General features: G+C 44.5%; 18 protein-coding genes and 2 tRNA genes. 12 read left to right on the forward strand and 8 right to left on the reverse strand.

Annotated features, from left to right (window positions below; translation table 11 throughout):
- The first annotated feature begins 67 nt into the window (after positions 1-67).
- Complete coding sequence (gene galE / locus BSQ33_RS16650; RefSeq protein ID WP_021019229.1) at positions 68-1,084, forward strand: UDP-glucose 4-epimerase GalE; 1,017 nt, start codon at positions 68-70, stop codon at positions 1,082-1,084.
- A gap of 101 nt (positions 1,085-1,185) precedes the next feature.
- Here the strand turns inward: galE and BSQ33_RS16655 are convergent, their stop codons facing one another.
- A complete protein-coding gene (locus BSQ33_RS16655; RefSeq protein ID WP_088134713.1) occupies positions 1,186-1,917 on the reverse strand; it encodes a TetR/AcrR family transcriptional regulator in 732 nt (243 codons plus the stop codon).
- A gap of 117 nt (positions 1,918-2,034) precedes the next feature.
- Complete coding sequence (locus BSQ33_RS16660; protein WP_021019231.1) at positions 2,035-2,550, reverse strand: NUDIX hydrolase; 516 nt, start codon at positions 2,548-2,550, stop codon at positions 2,035-2,037.
- 319 nt (positions 2,551-2,869) lie between these two features.
- Between BSQ33_RS16660 and BSQ33_RS16665 the strand changes: the two genes are divergently transcribed.
- Positions 2,870-4,537 carry an ATPase RavA domain-containing protein gene (locus tag BSQ33_RS16665; protein ID WP_021019232.1) on the forward strand — a complete coding sequence of 556 codons (1,668 nt, stop codon included), beginning with the start codon at positions 2,870-2,872 and terminating at the stop codon, positions 4,535-4,537.
- A gap of 9 nt (positions 4,538-4,546) precedes the next feature.
- On the forward strand, positions 4,547-6,004 hold the full coding sequence (gene viaA, locus BSQ33_RS16670; RefSeq protein ID WP_021019233.1) for an ATPase RavA stimulator ViaA: 1,458 nt from the start codon (positions 4,547-4,549) through the stop codon (positions 6,002-6,004).
- 67 nt (positions 6,005-6,071) lie between these two features.
- On the opposite strand, the gene BSQ33_RS16675 is transcribed toward viaA, so the two are convergent.
- Positions 6,072-6,839 carry a MipA/OmpV family protein gene (locus tag BSQ33_RS16675; RefSeq protein ID WP_021019234.1) on the reverse strand — a complete coding sequence of 256 codons (768 nt, stop codon included), beginning with the start codon at positions 6,837-6,839 and terminating at the stop codon, positions 6,072-6,074.
- A gap of 140 nt (positions 6,840-6,979) precedes the next feature.
- Here BSQ33_RS16675 and BSQ33_RS21645 point away from each other — a divergent pair, with 140 nt between their 5' ends.
- Positions 6,980-7,135, forward strand: a complete 156-nt coding sequence (locus BSQ33_RS21645) for a hypothetical protein (protein WP_157721423.1) — start codon at positions 6,980-6,982, stop codon at positions 7,133-7,135.
- A gap of 110 nt (positions 7,136-7,245) precedes the next feature.
- Here the strand turns inward: BSQ33_RS21645 and BSQ33_RS16680 are convergent, their stop codons facing one another.
- Positions 7,246-7,833 carry an acetate uptake transporter gene (locus tag BSQ33_RS16680; RefSeq protein ID WP_021019236.1) on the reverse strand — a complete coding sequence of 196 codons (588 nt, stop codon included), beginning with the start codon at positions 7,831-7,833 and terminating at the stop codon, positions 7,246-7,248.
- Positions 7,834-8,070: 237 nt separating this feature from the next.
- Complete coding sequence (yghU, locus tag BSQ33_RS16685; protein WP_021019237.1) at positions 8,071-8,931, reverse strand: glutathione-dependent disulfide-bond oxidoreductase; 861 nt, start codon at positions 8,929-8,931, stop codon at positions 8,071-8,073.
- A 541-nt stretch (positions 8,932-9,472) separates the two neighbouring features.
- Between yghU and BSQ33_RS16690 the strand changes: the two genes are divergently transcribed.
- A tRNA-Leu gene (locus BSQ33_RS16690) sits at positions 9,473-9,559 on the forward strand.
- 29 nt (positions 9,560-9,588) lie between these two features.
- A tRNA-Cys gene (locus BSQ33_RS16695) sits at positions 9,589-9,662 on the forward strand.
- A 340-nt stretch (positions 9,663-10,002) separates the two neighbouring features.
- Here the strand turns inward: BSQ33_RS16695 and BSQ33_RS16700 are convergent.
- The gene (locus BSQ33_RS16700) at positions 10,003-10,791 is read right to left on the reverse strand and encodes a lipase family protein (RefSeq protein WP_088135281.1); all 789 of its coding nucleotides are present in this window, start codon (positions 10,789-10,791) and stop codon (positions 10,003-10,005) included.
- A 275-nt stretch (positions 10,792-11,066) separates the two neighbouring features.
- On the opposite strand from BSQ33_RS16700, the gene BSQ33_RS16705 reads away from it, so the two are divergent.
- Genes BSQ33_RS16705 through BSQ33_RS16715 form a run of 3 tightly spaced genes read left to right on the forward strand, consistent with a single transcriptional unit; the run spans position 11,067 to position 13,852 of the window.
- Positions 11,067-12,437, forward strand: coding sequence for a cobyrinate a,c-diamide synthase (locus BSQ33_RS16705; protein ID WP_088134714.1), 1,371 nt, complete (start codon positions 11,067-11,069; stop codon positions 12,435-12,437).
- Positions 12,434-13,396 (forward strand): adenosylcobinamide-phosphate synthase CbiB, encoded by a 963-nt coding sequence (gene cbiB, locus BSQ33_RS16710; RefSeq protein WP_088134715.1) that lies wholly within the window; start codon positions 12,434-12,436, stop codon positions 13,394-13,396. The genes BSQ33_RS16705 and cbiB overlap by 4 nt, the downstream gene beginning before the upstream one ends.
- Before the next feature lie 42 nt (positions 13,397-13,438).
- Positions 13,439-13,852, forward strand: coding sequence for an NUDIX hydrolase (locus tag BSQ33_RS16715; protein ID WP_088135282.1), 414 nt, complete (start codon positions 13,439-13,441; stop codon positions 13,850-13,852).
- 102 nt (positions 13,853-13,954) lie between these two features.
- Here BSQ33_RS16715 and BSQ33_RS16720 read toward each other — a convergent pair whose 3' ends face one another.
- Together BSQ33_RS16720 and BSQ33_RS16725 are read right to left on the reverse strand one after the other, a co-directional pair.
- Complete coding sequence (locus tag BSQ33_RS16720) at positions 13,955-14,428, reverse strand: peroxiredoxin (protein WP_021018698.1); 474 nt, start codon at positions 14,426-14,428, stop codon at positions 13,955-13,957.
- Positions 14,429-14,705: 277 nt separating this feature from the next.
- On the reverse strand, positions 14,706-15,023 hold the full coding sequence (locus BSQ33_RS16725) for a DUF496 family protein (protein WP_021018699.1): 318 nt from the start codon (positions 15,021-15,023) through the stop codon (positions 14,706-14,708).
- Positions 15,024-15,650: 627 nt separating this feature from the next.
- Between BSQ33_RS16725 and BSQ33_RS16735 the strand changes: the two genes are divergently transcribed.
- From BSQ33_RS16735 to traF, 3 genes are all read left to right on the forward strand, one after another.
- Positions 15,651-16,304 (forward strand): YceH family protein, encoded by a 654-nt coding sequence (locus BSQ33_RS16735; protein ID WP_021018701.1) that lies wholly within the window; start codon positions 15,651-15,653, stop codon positions 16,302-16,304.
- A 6-nt stretch (positions 16,305-16,310) separates the two neighbouring features.
- The gene (locus tag BSQ33_RS16740) at positions 16,311-16,610 is read left to right on the forward strand and encodes a GIY-YIG nuclease family protein (RefSeq protein WP_021018702.1); all 300 of its coding nucleotides are present in this window, start codon (positions 16,311-16,313) and stop codon (positions 16,608-16,610) included.
- Positions 16,611-16,676: 66 nt separating this feature from the next.
- Positions 16,677-17,822 carry a conjugal transfer protein TraF gene (traF, locus tag BSQ33_RS16745; RefSeq protein WP_021018703.1) on the forward strand — a complete coding sequence of 382 codons (1,146 nt, stop codon included), beginning with the start codon at positions 16,677-16,679 and terminating at the stop codon, positions 17,820-17,822.
- Positions 17,823-17,893: the final 71 nt, after the last annotated feature.

Raw genomic sequence — 17,893 nt, forward strand, 5'->3', positions numbered from 1 at the left:
AATGACTCTATGATTACATTGGTGTGGTAACACATCAGTGTAAGTGTTACATGGGAGAGGCTAGGCAATGAATGTATTGATTACCGGCGGTATGGGCTATATTGGCAGCCATACTTGTATTCAGATGATTGAAGCAGGCATGACGCCTGTGATTTTAGACAATCTCTACAATAGCAAATCAGCCGTATTGGAACGTATTGAAAAGATTTCTGGTCACCGACCTGTATTTATCCGAGGTGACGTCCGTGACCGTAGTTTATTGATTGAAGTGCTGAATGAGCATCAAATTGATGCTGTGATTCATTTTGCGGGTTTAAAAGCAGTTGGTGAATCGGTTCAAAAACCGCTGGAATATTATGAAAATAATGTGACTGGTACTTTGGTGTTGGTCGATGCGATGCGAATTGCGGATGTTAAGACATTGATTTTCAGTTCATCCGCAACGGTTTACGGTGATCCGGCTTCAGTGCCTATTCTCGAAGATTTTCCGACTCAGGCAACGAATCCATACGGCAGAAGTAAACTGATCGTTGAAGAATGTCTCACTGACTTCCAACTTGCGAATCCGGACTGGAGTATCACGCTGCTTCGTTATTTTAATCCGGTGGGGTCGCATCCGTCGGGTGAGATTGGTGAAGATCCGCAAGGGATCCCAAATAACCTGATGCCGTTTGTGGCACAAATTGCTGTCGGACGCCGTGAGAGTCTCTCTATTTTTGGTGATGATTATCCGACCAAAGACGGCACCGGGGTTCGGGACTATATTCATGTTATGGATCTCGCTGATGGACATATCGCAGCTTTGCAAAAAGTAGGTACTAAAGGCGGATTGCACGTGTACAACCTCGGAACCGGGATTGGCTACAGTGTGTTGGATATGGTTCATGCGTTTGAAAAAGCGTGTGGTCAAACTATTCCGTATCAATTGGTTGAACGTCGTCCGGGAGATATTGCCGAGTATTGGGCTGATCCGGCCAAAGCAACGCAAGAATTAGGATGGCGTGCGACCCGTTCATTAGATGATATGGTTCAGGATAGCTGGCGGTGGCAGTCAAACAATCCGGACGGTTATCCGGATATGTAGGATGATGGATTGGAACGTCGGTCACTCATATTGAAAATGACCTTATGTTTGCAAACGTGTTTTGTTTGCAAACCATGGCATCGAATGGGTGACTGACGGTTTTAAATCGACCTGACTTGCGCTGTAGAAAATGGCTCATCCATTTGAATCACTAGCTCGTCAAGTTGTTGCGGTTCTAAACGGGATGATGCGGGGATCATTAATTTTCTCGCCATGATTTCATCGCACATCTGCCAATGTTTCAGCAGACATTCGTTTTCGGTCTCGCATTCCTGTGACCACGTTTCATTGAGGAAGGGGCCTAAAGAAGCAGCACCGTGAGCAAACATGATCATGTGCCATTTGATTTCCCAAATTTTAATCGCGCGTTCCGGAAAGCGTTGGTTGTAGTCTTCAGCCAGATGGGAAATCAGTTTCTCCACTTCACCAGATTGATCAATGAAATAATCAAATCTGCTGCCTTTCTGGCGCACCACATCTGCCATCAACTGGATCGGTTGTTTGTTTACGAGTGTGAAAGCCAGCATCCGAACAATAAACTGATAAAGGAGTTCGTTGACTGGCATGTCTTTAGATAAATGCATCAGTATAGTTTGACAATAGTGGGTAATAAATTGATGCATGTTGTCGTTAATGCAATACCAAATTTGTTCTTTACTGCCAAAATGATGGCGAATCAGGCTGTGTGAAATGCCGACTTTTTCGCTGATGGTTCGTAGTGAGACTTGCGCATAGCCAAACTCACAGAACAGCTCAGTTGCTGTCCGTAAAATGTGCTGACGCGTCAATTCGGCATCATGAGCGCTTCGACGCCCTTGTCTTTTTATGGTCATTTCGATGTTTGGTGTTGAGAGGTTCCAGTGTTGGGTGTTTCCCAATTGTATACAACTTTTGAGCACGCTGTTTTGATGGTATCCCGATTTATCAACGGGACAACTGATAAGTTACTATCATATATACCCACAAAGCTTGGCTTTACTCAGACACGCGATGGTTTTGGTGTCCGTAATTTCACCGTCGATAATCTTTTTTTCCAGCGCTTGAACAGACAGGCAGAAGATCTCAATGACTTCATCATCGTCACGTTGATAATCTTGTGTTACAGAAAGACCTTTGGCCACAAACAGATGCTGAATCTCATCGCAGAAGCCGGCCAGTGGGGTTAACTGCCCCAAAGCGACCCACTCGCTGGCAAGATAGCCGGTTTCTTCGGCCAGTTCTCGTTGGGCACATGCCAATGGTGTTTCTGGTGCTTCACGGGTACCAGCGGGTAACTCGAGGAGCCATTTTCGGATTGATGGGCGAAATTGTCGCAACATGACAATCTCTCCCTGTTGATTGACAGGCAGGATCACCGCTGCTCCCGGATGAATGATTGTCGTATGAAGGATCGAACGGTGGGTTGGTAGCATGACTTCTTCTTCAACCAAAGAAATCTGTTTCCACTGATGTATCGTTTTACGCATACAGTCCTTTAACTTATCCGGCCTGTTATCGCTCGGAATTGTGATAGGGTATTCTTGGAGAAACGATACCGCTATGACACTCAAAAATAAAGGTTTTTAGATTGAATAAATCTCAGTATTGATAATGGTATAAAACTCATATTTGGAAACATAGGTTTCAACTAATCGCACGAATTATGGATCTGATATAAAAACAGGAGCACAAATTAAATCCTGTGCAACATTCAATTAACAAAATGATAAAATTATAATAAACTGAAGTTGTATAAAATTATTACAACAAGAGTTCAGTATCTTGTGAATCTAGTGAGTCATATTCATGGTAAGTTCAATTCCTGCAAGTCATTCGCAGAAGGCGTTGTTGTCAGAAAGAATTAACAAATTAGCCAGTGCACTGGCTGATGGTGTTTATGAACGGGAACACGTGATTAAAATTTGTCTGCTTTCTGCCCTTGCTGGTGAGAGCGTGTTTCTGTTAGGGCCTCCCGGTATTGCAAAGAGTTTGATTGCCAAACGCCTGATTCAAGCCTTCGAAAATAGTTCCTATTTTGAATACCTCATGACGCGTTTTTCAACGCCTGAAGAAGTATTCGGCCCCTTGAGTATTCAAGAGTTAAAGGATAATGGACGTTACCTTCGGTTAACCAAAGGTTATCTACCCACAGCTCAAGTCGTTTTCTTAGATGAAATCTGGAAAGCCGGTCCTGCTATCTTGAATACATTGTTGACGGTCGTGAATGAAAAAACCTTCAACAACGGTAGTGAAGTTGAGCGCGTACCCATGCGCCTGTTGGTGTCTGCATCGAATGAGTTACCAGATAAAGACAGTGGTCTGGAAGCGTTATTTGACCGAATTCTGGTGCGGATCTTTGTCAACCGTATCCAGAATAAACAAAACTTTAAGTCGATGCTGACAGTGGGCACTTCGCAAGAAGCCCATATTCCGGAAGGGTTGGCGATTACCGATCAGGAGTATCACGAGTGGCAGCAGGCATTAGATCAATTGACGCTGAGTAACGATGTTTTTGAAAAACTCTACCAACTCAAGTCAATGCTTGATACAGCAGCGGAAAACAGGTCATTGACGACACCTGATGAGATGTATGTGTCTGACCGACGTTGGAAAAAAGCCGTTAAACTGCTCAAAGCCAGTGCTTTCTTTAACGGCCGTGACAGTATTAATCCACTGGATCTGTTCCTGTTACAGGATTGTTTGTGGAACAGTCCCGATTCGCTTGCCATTGTGAAGGACGTGATTCGTGAATTTGCGTTGAAATATGCGTTTGATCAGCAGGATGTTGAGCACCAAATTGAGATCGGTCAGGAAGCGTTGGCCGATATTCAACGAGAGCTAGAGGAAAAATATACAATGCCATTGGCGGTTGAGAAAACTGCAGGGCTGATTAAGAAACAGGTCTATGGCTATGACCTGACACATGCGAAGACCTATCAATCCGGTAATCGCAAAGACCTCCTTAAAATCGTGTTGCTCCAAAGTCATACGACAGTCACCGATGCAGAGAATACTGATAAATATTGTCATTGGGTCTATGTACCTAAAACTGAGTTTGACAAGGTTATCCGTGAAGGAGGAGGTGAGCTATTCGGTTATGTGAATCAAAATACCACTCTTTGTTCTTTTCAGTTTGGCGTTGACTCAGAAGACTTGTTAATCATCAAGGATATTGCCAATCGCTCAGTCCTGGTTTCTGTTGTGATGACACAGCATCAAAACCAACATCAACTATTTCAGGTATGGCAAACACGGATTGAACAGGTTCATCAGCAATTGGCGCAAGCCGCTTCGCAGTTACGTCAGGCGTCCCGGCAGTTTCATGACGCGTTGCCACATCATTTTATCGATCCTGAACTGCCTGTCGCAATGGAAAGTTCATTACAGCAACTACAACAACAGTTGGCGCAATCAATCACTGCGTGCGAAGAAGCCGCACAGCAGATGAATCATTTCGGTCAGTATTTCACTTAGGAGATTGTGATGTTAGGTGTTGACGGACTAAATCTCGCAATGATGATCGCCGATTCAGGGTTAATTGATACAGCGGTGAATGAACTGATGGACAACATTCAACTGTTGATCGCAGTTGAGAACCGAGGTGTCAATACTTCAGTACAAAATCACCTGCTCAAGTGGCGTGGTCAGGTGAAGAAAAGAATGACCAATGTTTGTGAAACGGAGCGATTTCAACAGGAATTAGCGTTATATCAGGAAGTCATTCATTGGGATGAAAAGACGTTTTTTCAGAAAATTCCTGAGGTGCTACAACAACTCGAATGGCATTCCGCATTTTATACCACTGCCCGTCAGTTATGTGAGCAAAAGAAAAACTTTAGTAATCCAATGTTTCCTCGTTACTTTTGCGATCAATGGTATAACAGTTTATCCAATGCGCTCAAACAGGCTCAGGTGATGGAGCTGGAAGCGAATAAAGATAAGGTATTGGACGACTTATATAAACGGATTGAAACACTGCGCTCTATGGATCAAGTCACGGATACCGACGATATAAAAAGTATCCGCCGACTGTGGAATATGGCTGGTGCCAAGCTGGGCAAAGTTGATTTGACTGTGATGAAAAAACATGCTGAATTTCTTAAAAAACATAAGGAAATTCAACAAATCGCAGAAAATCTTGGCCGTATGGCCAGCGAGGTGGATGATCCTGACCTACAGCAGGCAAGTGTCGAAACGTTGCAGTTGGTTGAAGAACAATCGGATCTCGCTACTGACGATATTGTTGGTGTCCATCAGAGTGATGATCTGAATAAGATTCTTCCCAATGAGATGTTGTTTCTAGCACATCCCGAGTTGGAAGTGATTTTTTATAAGCATTTGATTGATAAACGGTTGTTGAACTATCGTATGCAGGGAAAGTCACGAACATTATCGAAAGTGACAACGACAAAACCAGCCAATGCACAAGTCGATATTGAAAAAGGGCCGTTTGTGGTTTGTATCGATGCGTCAGGTTCAATGAACGGGTTTCCGGAGCAGTGTGCCAAGGCGGTCGCTTATGCTTTGATGCAGATTGCTCTGGCGGATAACCGGGACTGCTATGTTGTGATTTTCTCAACACAAATTATTACCTATCAATTGACTAAGCAAGATGGATTGAGAGAAGTGTGTGACTTTCTGAGTTATACCTTTAAAGGTGGTACCGATCTGGAGCTGGCATTATCGGATGCGATTAAGACCATGCACAGTGATCAGTATAAAAATGCTGATTTGGTGGTGATTTCTGATTTTATGGCCCCGAAACCTTCTCAGGAATTAAATGATGCGATCAGCACATTAAAGGCAAAGCATAACCGTTTTCATGCGATTAGTCTTTCTCGTTATGGGAACCCACAATTAATGGAAATATTCGATTACAACTGGCGTTATTACCCCGGTATTATCGGTCGTTTGATAAAAAGTCGTTCATCCGTCAGATGATTTTATTGAAAAACAACGAGTGATAAAAAACAGAGAGTCTATTGACTCTCTGTTTTTTTCTATGCAATTAAAAACGATAAGAAATGCCGGCAGTCGTTTGAATCGTGTGACTGGAATCAACCATTGGACTATCTTGAATTTCGTCGGGTAAGACTTGATAACGACTAGCGATAAATGCACCTAAGGTATCAGAAACATTATATCTAAATGCGACGCCGAAATAAGGTGTAAGCGCACTACCAGGATCATAATTGGTTAATCCGCTACGTGCCGATTCGCTTGAGCTAACACCATAATAATGTTGATTCAAATCACTGTTGGTATATTTAATACCTGCTTCAGGAATGATAGTTAATTGCTGAGTAAAAGGGATTGGATAGTTATATTGTGCCGAAGCAATCATGCCGCCATCGGTTTCATCGAGCACGTCGATAGCAAGCGAGGATGTGATATTACCAAGCGGGGAACGATATGTATAAGAAATGGCACCCATTGCCGTGCTGTCTCGTTTGTCCAACAATTTCATTTGGCTGTTGTTGGCGTCATCCGGATCGAACTCCTGAGCATAATATGATACGGACGCTTGTAACACGTTGTATTCATCTTGATACAAGTAGGCCCCTGCTGAGAGTCCATGAACAAAGAAAACATTATTATCGTAATTGACGATGGGGAGTGGAAAGACATCCTCATCATAATCTTTATAAGTTGACGTCGAATATGCAGCCCCGAGACCGAGTGAAAAGCCGCTATTTTCTGCAGCATATCCCGGGAAAGCGATTAAGCATGATGCCGGAATAAGGCATAAAACCCGTTTTAAATATAAGTTTGACATTAAAGCTCCTGATCACCTAACAAAATTGTTTTTTATTATTTACCCTATGTATATAAAGTGTAATTTCTTGCTTTACAGACAGGTCGAGTAAAGACAGTTACATTGATAAAATTACGCTTTTCGAGAGTATCATAGTCTGTATGATGGTTCAAAAAGATGTGCTTGGCGTGGGTTATCATCAGATATTAATGACGTTCAATGGTCAGTTGAATGATGGTTTATTCAGAGATGTTGAATTATTTTTTAGCCTGATGGCAAAAACTTTGGGATTTATTAGAGTCCGGCTTGCCGAATAATAAATATGAATCAGTGATACAAATAAAATCAGCCTGTTTCAACAGGCTGATTGTGATGATGATATCTCTCACCATCGTTTTATGGGGGGCGTGGGAACGCGGACGTAATACTAAGCCACAGCGGCTTGAACTTTGACCTTACGTTTATCACCCACGGGTAAAATTACACGACCATATTCATGGTTGAGCACTTGTGCCATCGCGAAGTAGATCGCACTTGCACCACAGAAAATACCTTCAAAACCGGCAATCACACCAATCGTTTCATTACCGGTGAAATCATGAACTGCCAATAATGCAAACAGAACTGTCAGAGAGCCGAACACGACTTGTTTGGCTATCGGATAACACAAAGAACCAATAAACATAAAGCCGGTGAAAATTCCCCACAATGCAAGGTAACACCCCATAAAGTGAGCAGGACTGGCAGGCAGCCCCATTTTGGGCATCACAATCAAACCAACTAAGGTGAGCCAGAATAAACCGTAAGAAGTGAACGCCGTGGTACCGAAGGTGTCGCCACGGTTAAAACACATGATGCCTACAATGACTTGACTGAGTCCGCCATAGAATATTCCCATAGCCAGAATCATTGAATCGAGAGGGAAGAACCCGGCATTGTGAATATTGAGCAATACGGTGGTCATACCAAAACCCATTAAGCCAAGAGGGGCTGGGTTGGCTAATTTCATTGACATGAATACTTACCTTTACAAATAGATGAGGAATAAGCTGTCGCGATTGATTGTTTGACAGCATCAAAACGACGCGGATTCTAATACCTCATTAGAGAAAAGCAATATATTTATCGAGCCATTGATAGCGGGAGAGAATGATTGAAATGAAAGATATCGGAGCCCTGACTCATTCAAATGAGCAGATAAATTTATCAGGAATACAAGCGCACCGTCACCAGTGCGCTTGATTGAATGGTTCTATGGCTTTAATTTTAAAGCGTTATCGATATCTGCTGCGCTATGCCTTTCAGCCAGTTGTTCCCATGTTTCACCCATTGTACGGTTTACAATACGACCGCGCTGGACGGCTTCACGCGCTTCGATCTGTTTGGCCCAACGGACCACATTTTCGTATGTATGAACTTGTAAAAATTCACCAGCGTTGTATGCCTGACCTAACACCAGATTGCCATACCAAGGCCAAATCGCCATATCCGCAATGGTATATTCCTCACCAGACACATAAGTGTTTTTTGCCAGTTGCTTATCTAATACATCGAGCTGACGTTTCACTTCCATCGCGAAACGGTTAATCGGGTACTCTTGTTTTTCATCGGCATACGCATAGAAATGTCCAAACCCTCCGCCTAAAAACGGTGCAGATCCTTGTGCCCAAAACAACCAATTGAATGTCTGAGTTCTTGCCGGGCCATTTGCTGGTAAGAACTTGCCAAACTTTTCAGCAAGGTGGACCAATATAGACGCTGACTCAAACACGTTAACCGCTTCATCCCCTGAGTGATCAACCAAAGCAGGAATTTTTGAGTTTGGATTGACGGCAACGAATCCCGATGAAAACTGCTCGGAATCCCCGATGTTAATGAGGTGAGCGTCATATTCAGCTTCTTGAATGCCCAAGGCTAAGAGCTCTTCAAACAGGATGGTGACTTTTTGGCCGTTCGGTGTGCCTAATGAATAAAGTTGGAATGGGTGCTCACCAACAGGCAGATCTTGCTCAAACCTTGCCCCGGCTTCCGGACGGTTAATATTCGCCCATTGATTCCCCGAACTTGGTTCATTCTTCCACACTTTAGGTGGTACGTATTGGTTTTCACTCATCTGAATTTCCCCTTTTCTTTTTGCTTTTGTTGGCAAGCCGAGTGGCTGAACGTTTACGATACAAAATATCACTCGCGTATTTTGTATCGTGCTTTAAAGCGCATAAACCGTCGAGATTAAAACATATCACATTCAAAGTCTTATCAGTTTAAACATGTTTAGTTCATCTGTGGTAATGCGGATATTGGTCATGATAATCCGTTGAATATAGAAGGGGAATCAGTTTGTGAAAAATCCAATAGATTCAAAAATCATGTGACATGACATAAAAATATGAAGAGAAAGTGCCTGAACACTTGAAAATGGAATGGCTCTATCACCAGTGCGGAACTGAGGACATGAAAAGACCGTGAAATAGGGACAGAACGTGGCTGGTTTTTATCCGGATTGTATGTTGTCTATACCAAGGCGCATGTTTATTAGCCATTCGATTGATAATAGAGAAATTTTTGTTGACCTCGACAATCAATCCGTTAAAGTATGCCTCGTTCTCACGGTTCATACCGATGAGAGGTGGTGTTACCATCGCTTTTTTAGCGTTGCCCTGGTGGTGGAATTGGTAGACACAAGGGATTTAAAATCCCTCGGCGTTCGCGCTGTGCCGGTTCAAGTCCGGCCCGGGGCACCATCTTCAATGTTTTGAGAATAAAATAATTTGGCGCGTTGGCAGAGTGGCTATGCAGCGGATTGCAAATCCGTGGACCTCGGTTCGACTCCGGGACGCGCCTCCATATTGTGATAAAAAAAGACGCTTTGAGCGTCTTTTTTTATGTCTCCGGCACACTGACTTATCGACCCGTCATCCCTAGGGGCTGTTGACCTTTCGTAATGGTTTTTGCAGCAATTTGTCGTGCATTTAGTCAAGGCAGGTCATGTGAAGTGTAGCGATCTACATGAACTATGACCTAACGCTGGATAAATGAGCGACAAATGCTGCCCAGAGGGTTCATCTGAACGTGTCTTGCTCTTTGTTACGGGTCATTTGCTTAGGATAGCTAAGCGGCATGCCCCGCGCCGCGATCAATACCCGTTCGGATTGAACAAAATTCAACCACGAAAGGTCAACAGCCCCTAGCGTTCGTCAAAGAAATCCTTATTGCGAATGTATTTACTCATCAAATGATAAGAAAACGGACGAATCACCCAACTGAGCAGCGAACGACTAAGTCGGATCAAAGTCGGGGTATTTTCATAAATACGCCCGTTATACAGCCAGAGCAGTTTACCGACGTGCCAATAGACAAACGGCAATGGTGGTAAAAAGGTCACAATATCGATGTCGCAACAGATACGATAGGTTTTATGTTTCAACGTATACTGCCTGTAGAAGCGCCAGTTGCCGACAGCGGGTTGACCAAAGGTAACCACCCGCTTGATACTTTTCGGTACTCTGCGTTCCAGATAGTCCGCGACAACGCATGCCATGGCGCCACCGGATGAATGTCCGGTCAGTACGACGCGTTTCCCTTGTTCAATCAACGGTAACAAAATCGTTTCCAGCCTTTCCAGTACACTTACACCGAGTCTATCTTCATTGCGAACCGGCTGGCTTTCCTGTTGTAACAGATAGTACAAACCGGCATGAATATGATAAGGCAGCCCGAGTGGCCGACAGTCTTTCATCCATAACGCGAGATTCAGCACCCAGTCACTTACAGAATGAGATCCTTTAAACACGACCACAACTTCGTCTTTTTTGGCGCTCCATAGCACTCTGATCATGGTTTTACCGTATCGATCACGGATAACTCGTTGCCCGTTAGGGTCAAAACCATACCGGGTATGCCTGAATATTCGAGGGTAGGCGAGTTTACAGAGTACGGCATAATGTTCGTACTGATATCGTTTGAGTGGTTTCAAGCCGGTGGCGGATGTCCTGTCGTCTGATCTTTGCATTGTCGGCCATCAATATGAAAATTTGATGAAGCGATTGATATTATCTGACAATATTCCTGACGTTTGAGTCAGCTCATCGCTTTATCCCTTACGGATGGGATAGCACTTTTGGGCTGACATTTTGTGTAGATAAAGTGGTGCAGATCGATAACTTTGTGGTGATCAGGTTTAACGACTTCTGCTATGGTGCTGTTTTTGATTAAAAATCATATTCAAACCGACATGAGAGCTAAACCGACATGAATGCATTCTTAATTGGTGGCACGAGCAGTGGCAGTGGTAAAACGACCCTCACCTTAGGGTTACTACGCGCATTTCGACGCAGGGGATTGTCGGTTCAGCCATTCAAAGTCGGTCCCGACTATATTGATACTGCATGGCATTCGCGGGTTGCTGGTACTTCATCCAGAAATCTGGACGAATTCATGTTACCGCAGGCGGCATTATTGAATACGTTTTACCAACGGGTGGCTCAGGTTGATGTCGCGGTCATTGAAGGGGTGATGGGGTTATACGATGGTTACGGCATTGATCCTCACTATTGCAGCAGTGCCGGGATGGCAAAACAACTGGCTTGTCCGGTTATTCTGGTGATTGACGGAAAAGCGGTATCAACGTCGGCCGCTGCAACGGTACTGGGATTTCAGCAGTTTGACCCGAGCTTAAATATCGCTGGTGTTATTCTCAATCAAGTCAATTCAGACGGTCACTTCGATTTATTGAAAACCGCCATTGAACGTTATACCGACATTCCGGTGATCGGGCGTTTACCGCATCTTAACGCGATTGAATTACCTTCTCGTCATCTCGGGTTGGTCACCGCACATGAACAAGCGAATTATGATGATGCTTGGGATCAACTGGCTGATCAGATTGAGCAGCACCTCGATCTGGATTTACTGCTTCAGCTCTCAGCACTGCCACCGGTACCCGTACCTGATGATACGCTGGCGCAAGCCCTAAAAGGACAAGGAAACGGTCTGACGTTAGCAATGGCTTATGATGATGCTTTTAATTTCTATTATCAGGATAACCTTGATCTCTTGGCTGCAAGCGGGGTTCGGATTGTTCGGTTCAGCCCTTTGCAGGATGAGACTTTGCCTGATGCCGATCTGATTTATATTGGCGGGGGATTCCCAGAATTGTATGCCGAACAATTGTCAGCCAACCAGCCTATGCTGGCAGCATTGAAGCGTGCTCATGAGCAAGGCGTGGCGATCTATGCCGAGTGTGGCGGGCTGATGTATTTGGGGGAAAGTTTAATCGATCAAGCCGGGCAGCAGTATCCCATGAGTGGTATTTTTCAGGGGTATAGCACGATGACAACTTCGCTGAAGCGATTCGGTTATTGTCAGGTGACTGCGAACCAAGATGTGCTGATTGCCTCACAAGATGAGGTGATTTGGGGACATGAGTTTCATTACTCCGAGTTTACGACAGATCTTGTCCCAGTGTTCACCTGTACCAAGGAACGGGATGGTCAGGTTTTACAGCGTTGGCAAGGCGGGTATCAAGTCAAGAATACACTTGCGAGTTATCTCCATGTTCATTTTGGTCAGAATCCTGATTTATTGTTGCATTGGTTCCGACGGGGAAGTGTTCGCCAATGAGTCTGTTGATTTATTGCTGTGCCTTTATTCTTGACTTCATTCTCGGTGATCCGCCTCACTGGCCGCATCCGATCCGGTTGATCGGGACTGCGATTGCCCACACAGAACAAATGATTCGTCGTTTGAGTCGGCATGAGCGTGTGCTGTATGTGGGCGGCGCCATATTGTGGATTGTGATTGTGGCATTGAGCTGGGGGCTGACTTGGCTGGTGTTGCAAGCTGCCGCAGCGATTCATCCCTGGGTCGGTGTGGTGGCGTGCGTGTGGTTGGCTTATACCACATTGGCTGGTCGGTGTTTGGCTGACTGTGCCAATCTGGTTTATCGGGCGCAGGGGCAAGGTGATATTGAAGAGAGCCGTCGGCAATTGTCTTACATTGTGGGGCGGGATACCCGTCGCCTCGACGATGCTCAGATTTCTCGTGCTGTGGTCGAAACGGTTGCAGAAAATACCGTAGATGGTGTCATTGCACCGATGCTCTATCTGTTTCTCGGTGGTGTGCCGTTGGCAATGGCGTATAAAGCGATCAATACCTTGGATTCAATGGTGGGGTACCAGCACGAAAAATACCGGGCGTTGGGCTATGTTTCTGCCAAAATGGACGATCTGGCGAACTGGTTACCTGCGCGTATAAGCTGGTTACTCTTTTCTGTGGCGGCTTTGTTATTGCGTTACGATGCGCGAGGTGCATTGACCATTGGCTGGCGGGATCGCTATCAACATAAAAGCCCGAATTGCGCATGGTCAGAAGCGGCTGTTGCCGGCGCTTTGGGGATACGGCTTGGCGGTGCCAATGATTATTTCGGCCAGCGGGTCGAAAAGCCTTGGATTGGTGATCATCACCGTATGATTGAGCGAGATGATATCCAGCGCACGATTCGACTGATGTATCTGGTATCGGTGTTAGCACTGTTGGTTGACATCGGTGTATGCTGGACGATAGGAATCGGTCTATCATAATGTGATACTGGTGTGAGTATGGCCCGGAGGAAGGATAAGATGATGAAAGTACATGAATGTGTGTCTTTTTTATTGGTTGATGATACTCAAGTCCTGCTGGAAAAGCGTTCGAAAGATAAAACGTGTGATCCTGATATTGTCGCGATTCCCGGTGGTCATATTGAATCGGGTGAGTCACAAAAAGAAGCGCTGCTGCGTGAAATTCAGGAAGAACTCGGTGTCATCCCGAAAAACTATCATTATCTCTGCTCGCTTTATCATCCGACCACAGAGATACAACTGTTGCACTATTATGTCGTTAGTTTTTGGGATGGCGGCATCTCGTCTTTCGAGGCCGAGGAAGTCTTTTGGTGTGAATTGTCTGAAGCGCATGTTGACACGTTGGCAGACAAGGTGGCCTTATCCGAATATCATCGTTTAAAAGGCAGCCCGATATTACCGAATTTAATAGCGTGAAAGGCGTGGTTTACCGAGAGACTGTCGCGCTCAATGCATCAAAAACGATGGTTCAAAAAACGGAAACCGAGGTTTCCGTTTTTTGATCGTTGCTCATGCGATTTATAGACTGGCAAGAATCGTTTCAGCGTTGCTGACTTCAAATGATTTCGGGGGTTCAACATTGAGCTGCTTGACCACACCATCTTCAATGATCATGGCATAGCGTTGCGAACGAACGCCACCGAATTGCTCGGTATCCATTTCCAGACCGAGCGCTTTGGTGAAACTGGCATCGCCGTCAGCCAGCATCATAATTTCTGAAGCATTCTGAGCTTCGCCCCATGCTTTCATCACAAATGCATCATTGACGGAAACACACGCGATAATATCAATGCCTTTCGCTTTTAACTGGTCGGCCAGCACAACATAGCCGGGCAGATGCGCTTCTGAGCAGGTCGGTGTGAATGCACCGGGAACGGCAAATAGAACTGCTTTCTTACCGGCGAACAGTTCTTGAACCTGATGATTGACCATGCCATCTGCTGTCAGTTGACTTAACGTTGCTTCAGGGAGCTTCTGACCTTGTTCGATCATGATATTTTCCTTTTATTGGTATGAGGGCTTCCATTGAGTCTAGCCTGAAATCAGATCAATAAAAACATAAAAATATTAGGGAATTATGACGGAAGAAAGACGTTTTTAGATGACAAGCGAGTGTTGCTATGTTGCTGAGGACAATGATGTTGTTGCGAACGATTATATCGCCGAGAGTTCATCTCGTTGAGAACTCATGTTATGGAGAACAATATGGCAGCGTAAAAAAACCCACATGAATGTGGGTTTATCTGAATCCATGGCAATGCAGCGGGGATTATTTCTTACCCTGCGTCTGGAGCTTATCTTGTTCGGTCAACTCTTTAATGCGACGGCTCATTTCCCGGCGCTCTTTGGAGATTTCCGCACTCTTGATGATGTGATCATCAACTCGATCTTCATAGTCTGCTTTCATGTTTTTCACGATGGCAATGAACTCATCGTGTGTCATTTCAGGTTTGATGTAATCTAGCAGGTTCTCAAGCAGGTCAACACGTTTACGGTTATCCCGAACTTTTTTCTCGTTATCGATCAACTCCCGTTTTAGTTTGTTTTTACGGCGTGCTAGCGAGACAATTTCAAATACGCTGCTCATCGGTTCCTTTCCTATTGTCTTATTAAATGGTCTATCAGAATTAAATCATATCCATCGCCTTGGGAACAGCCCTGAGATCAATCAAAAGTAGCTTTGTCTGCTGAATTTTCTAGCGATTCGCATGTGAGGCGACTGGAAATGTGATTCCTCGTTTGAACATGATTTATTTTCTGAGTCAGTCACTATATGATAATGACACTCCTATTATCACTCATCAGAAGTCATGTCATTATCATCAGAGATTATTGTTCCCATTATTGAGGAACCGTTCGAAAACCCATGTCAGGATAAACTCAGAACTGGCTATATCAAAGCAAGAAAATCGTGTAGTTTCACGGACATCGAATTATATCGTTCGCACATTTTCATGCTGGATGAGCATGGCCATATTGTTAAATGTAGTTTTGTTGTCGAACATTAAATGATGTTAAATATTGTGTTACACCCAGTAACCTCAAGAAGCACTCCCGAAGGGCGAGATCACTGAACTCAGAGATTGTGTTAGAGAATGGCTATGACTCAAATCTCTGTCTTGCCTCTGAGCCCAGTGATTCTCGCTGAAACGGCATCTTGAGGTCATTTGGGTATATACCGAATTCAATTGAATAGAGCATGAAGGAAATCATGATGAAGTATGAGCTTAGTACGCATGAAGCGCGAATTATCGGCAGTTTAATTGAAAAATCGATTACCACACCGGATTACTATCCACTGAGCCTCAATAGTTTGGTTACCGCCTGCAATCAGAAAAGCAACCGAGAGCCTGTGATGAATTTATCAGAATCTCAAGTGCTTGAAACCGTAGAAGGTTTAATTTCTCGTCGGTTGGTCAGTGATGAAAGCGGCTTTAACAGCCGGACCAGCAAATACCAACATCGCTTTTGCAATACGGAGTTCGGTGATTTGCAATTGACAGAGCAAGAACTGGGTATCATTTGCTGCTTGTTGTTACGTGGCCCGCAAACTCCCGGAGAATTACGAACCCGAACCAACCGTCTCTGTGTTCTGCCGGACATGAAGACAACGGAACATGTTCTGGAAACGCTGATTGAAAGAGAACTAGTGGCTCGGTTAGCGCGGGAGCCGGGCAAAAGAGAAATTCGCTATCGTCAGACATTTACAGCCTATGATGCCAGTGAAGATATTGCAGCAGAATCGGCAACGGAAGCCCCGGGACAATCAGAACGATTTGATGCCCTCGAACAAGAAGTTGAGGGATTAAAGCAGGAAGTTCAGTGGCTACGCACACAAATTGAAGAGCTCCTTTCTTCTCGTGAATAAGATTTGATGACTGACGAACACACCTCTGAGTGGTGGATCTATTTGATTAGAACGCCCCAAAATGCCCTGTACTGCGGTATAACCACCGATATTGCGCGACGTTTTCAGCAGCATCAGTGTGGTCAGGGAGCAAAGGCATTGCGGGGCAAATCACCTCTGACGCTGGTCTGGAGCCATCCTGTCGGTACTCATCGTGACGCGTTGCGCATGGAAGCGAAGGTCAAACGTTTTTCCAAAACCCGTAAAGAAAAAATAGTGCTCAAAAATTTATTACCGTCGCAAATTTTTGATCATAAAGATGCATAACTATCTGTAGAACGTTCGTTTTGTACTAATCTTAGATCGATCACTTATGAGATAAGGTGGGTATTTATGAAGAATTATCGATTGATGGCAGTGGTATGTTCTTTTGTGGCTCCGGTTGAGGCAGCATCATGGGTTGCCGATGCGAGAGGAAATGGGATGGGAAATACTGGTGTGACGACCGCGGATTTTCTGTCAGCCCCTTTTTATAACCCAGCTTTAACAGCGGTGTATCGTGATCATGATGATTTCGGATTATTGCTCCCTTCCGTAAACCTGAATGTCCGAGACGAAGATGATACCATTTCAATTGTCGATGATTTGCAAGATGACATCGATCGGTATGAAGCGAGTGGTGGTAGTGTTGATTCTGCAACGATTACCCAAATGAATCGTTATTTGGATGATCTTTCTGACAATGCTCCATTAAATGCATCAGGTGGTCTCGGTGTTGCTATGGCAATTCCTCATCAAACGCTTGCTATGAATGTTTATGCCCGAGGATATGTTGAATTGTTTGCCGAGCCGAAGATTGCGGCAAACACAGGTGACTCGGCCGCAGCTGTCCAGAGTCGTTATGAAGCATCCAGTGTTGATTTACTGGCTTTTGGATATACCGAATTCGGTGTGGCTTTTGCAAAGAAGTATGAATTTTTACAGCAGCAATTTTCTTTCGGCATTACGCCTAAATATCAGTGGATGAGAACATATAAACAGATCGCATCAGTGAAAAACTTTGATTGGGATGATTACGATAAAAGCGAAGTCAACAAAAATGCATTGAACCTGGATATCGGTGCTGTTTGGCTCAAAGATGCCTATCGGGTTGGTGTTAGTGTAAAAGACTTGTTTAATCATTCAATTGAGACTTTTGATGGTCAGAATCATTATCAATTGGACACGCAAGTGACGGTATCGGCTGGCTATGCCGGAGAGTTCTTGAGTGCAGCGATTGATGTTGATATGACCAAGCAAGAACGTTTTACCGGTAAAAATGATGACACTCAGTTTGTCCGGTTTGGTATTGAAGGGAATGCCTGGGGCTGGGGCCAGCTAAGGGCCGGATATGAAATTGACACAGAAAATACAGTGGATGATGCCATTACCTTCGGTTTGGGTATCAGCCCCGGAGATGTGGTGAGCCTTGATATTGCCGGCCGTTATGCCGGAGAACATCAGTTGGGCGGCTCGGCAAATCTCGCCTTTACTTTTTGATTCATCACAGGGCGCATCACATGAGCGCTCTTTCTTTTGTTTCTGTTGAACACATTCAATTAATGAGAAGA

It is taken from the genome of Vibrio gazogenes (genome assembly GCF_002196515.1).
In the GTDB taxonomy this organism is placed as follows: Bacteria; Pseudomonadota; Gammaproteobacteria; order Enterobacterales; family Vibrionaceae; genus Vibrio; species Vibrio gazogenes_A.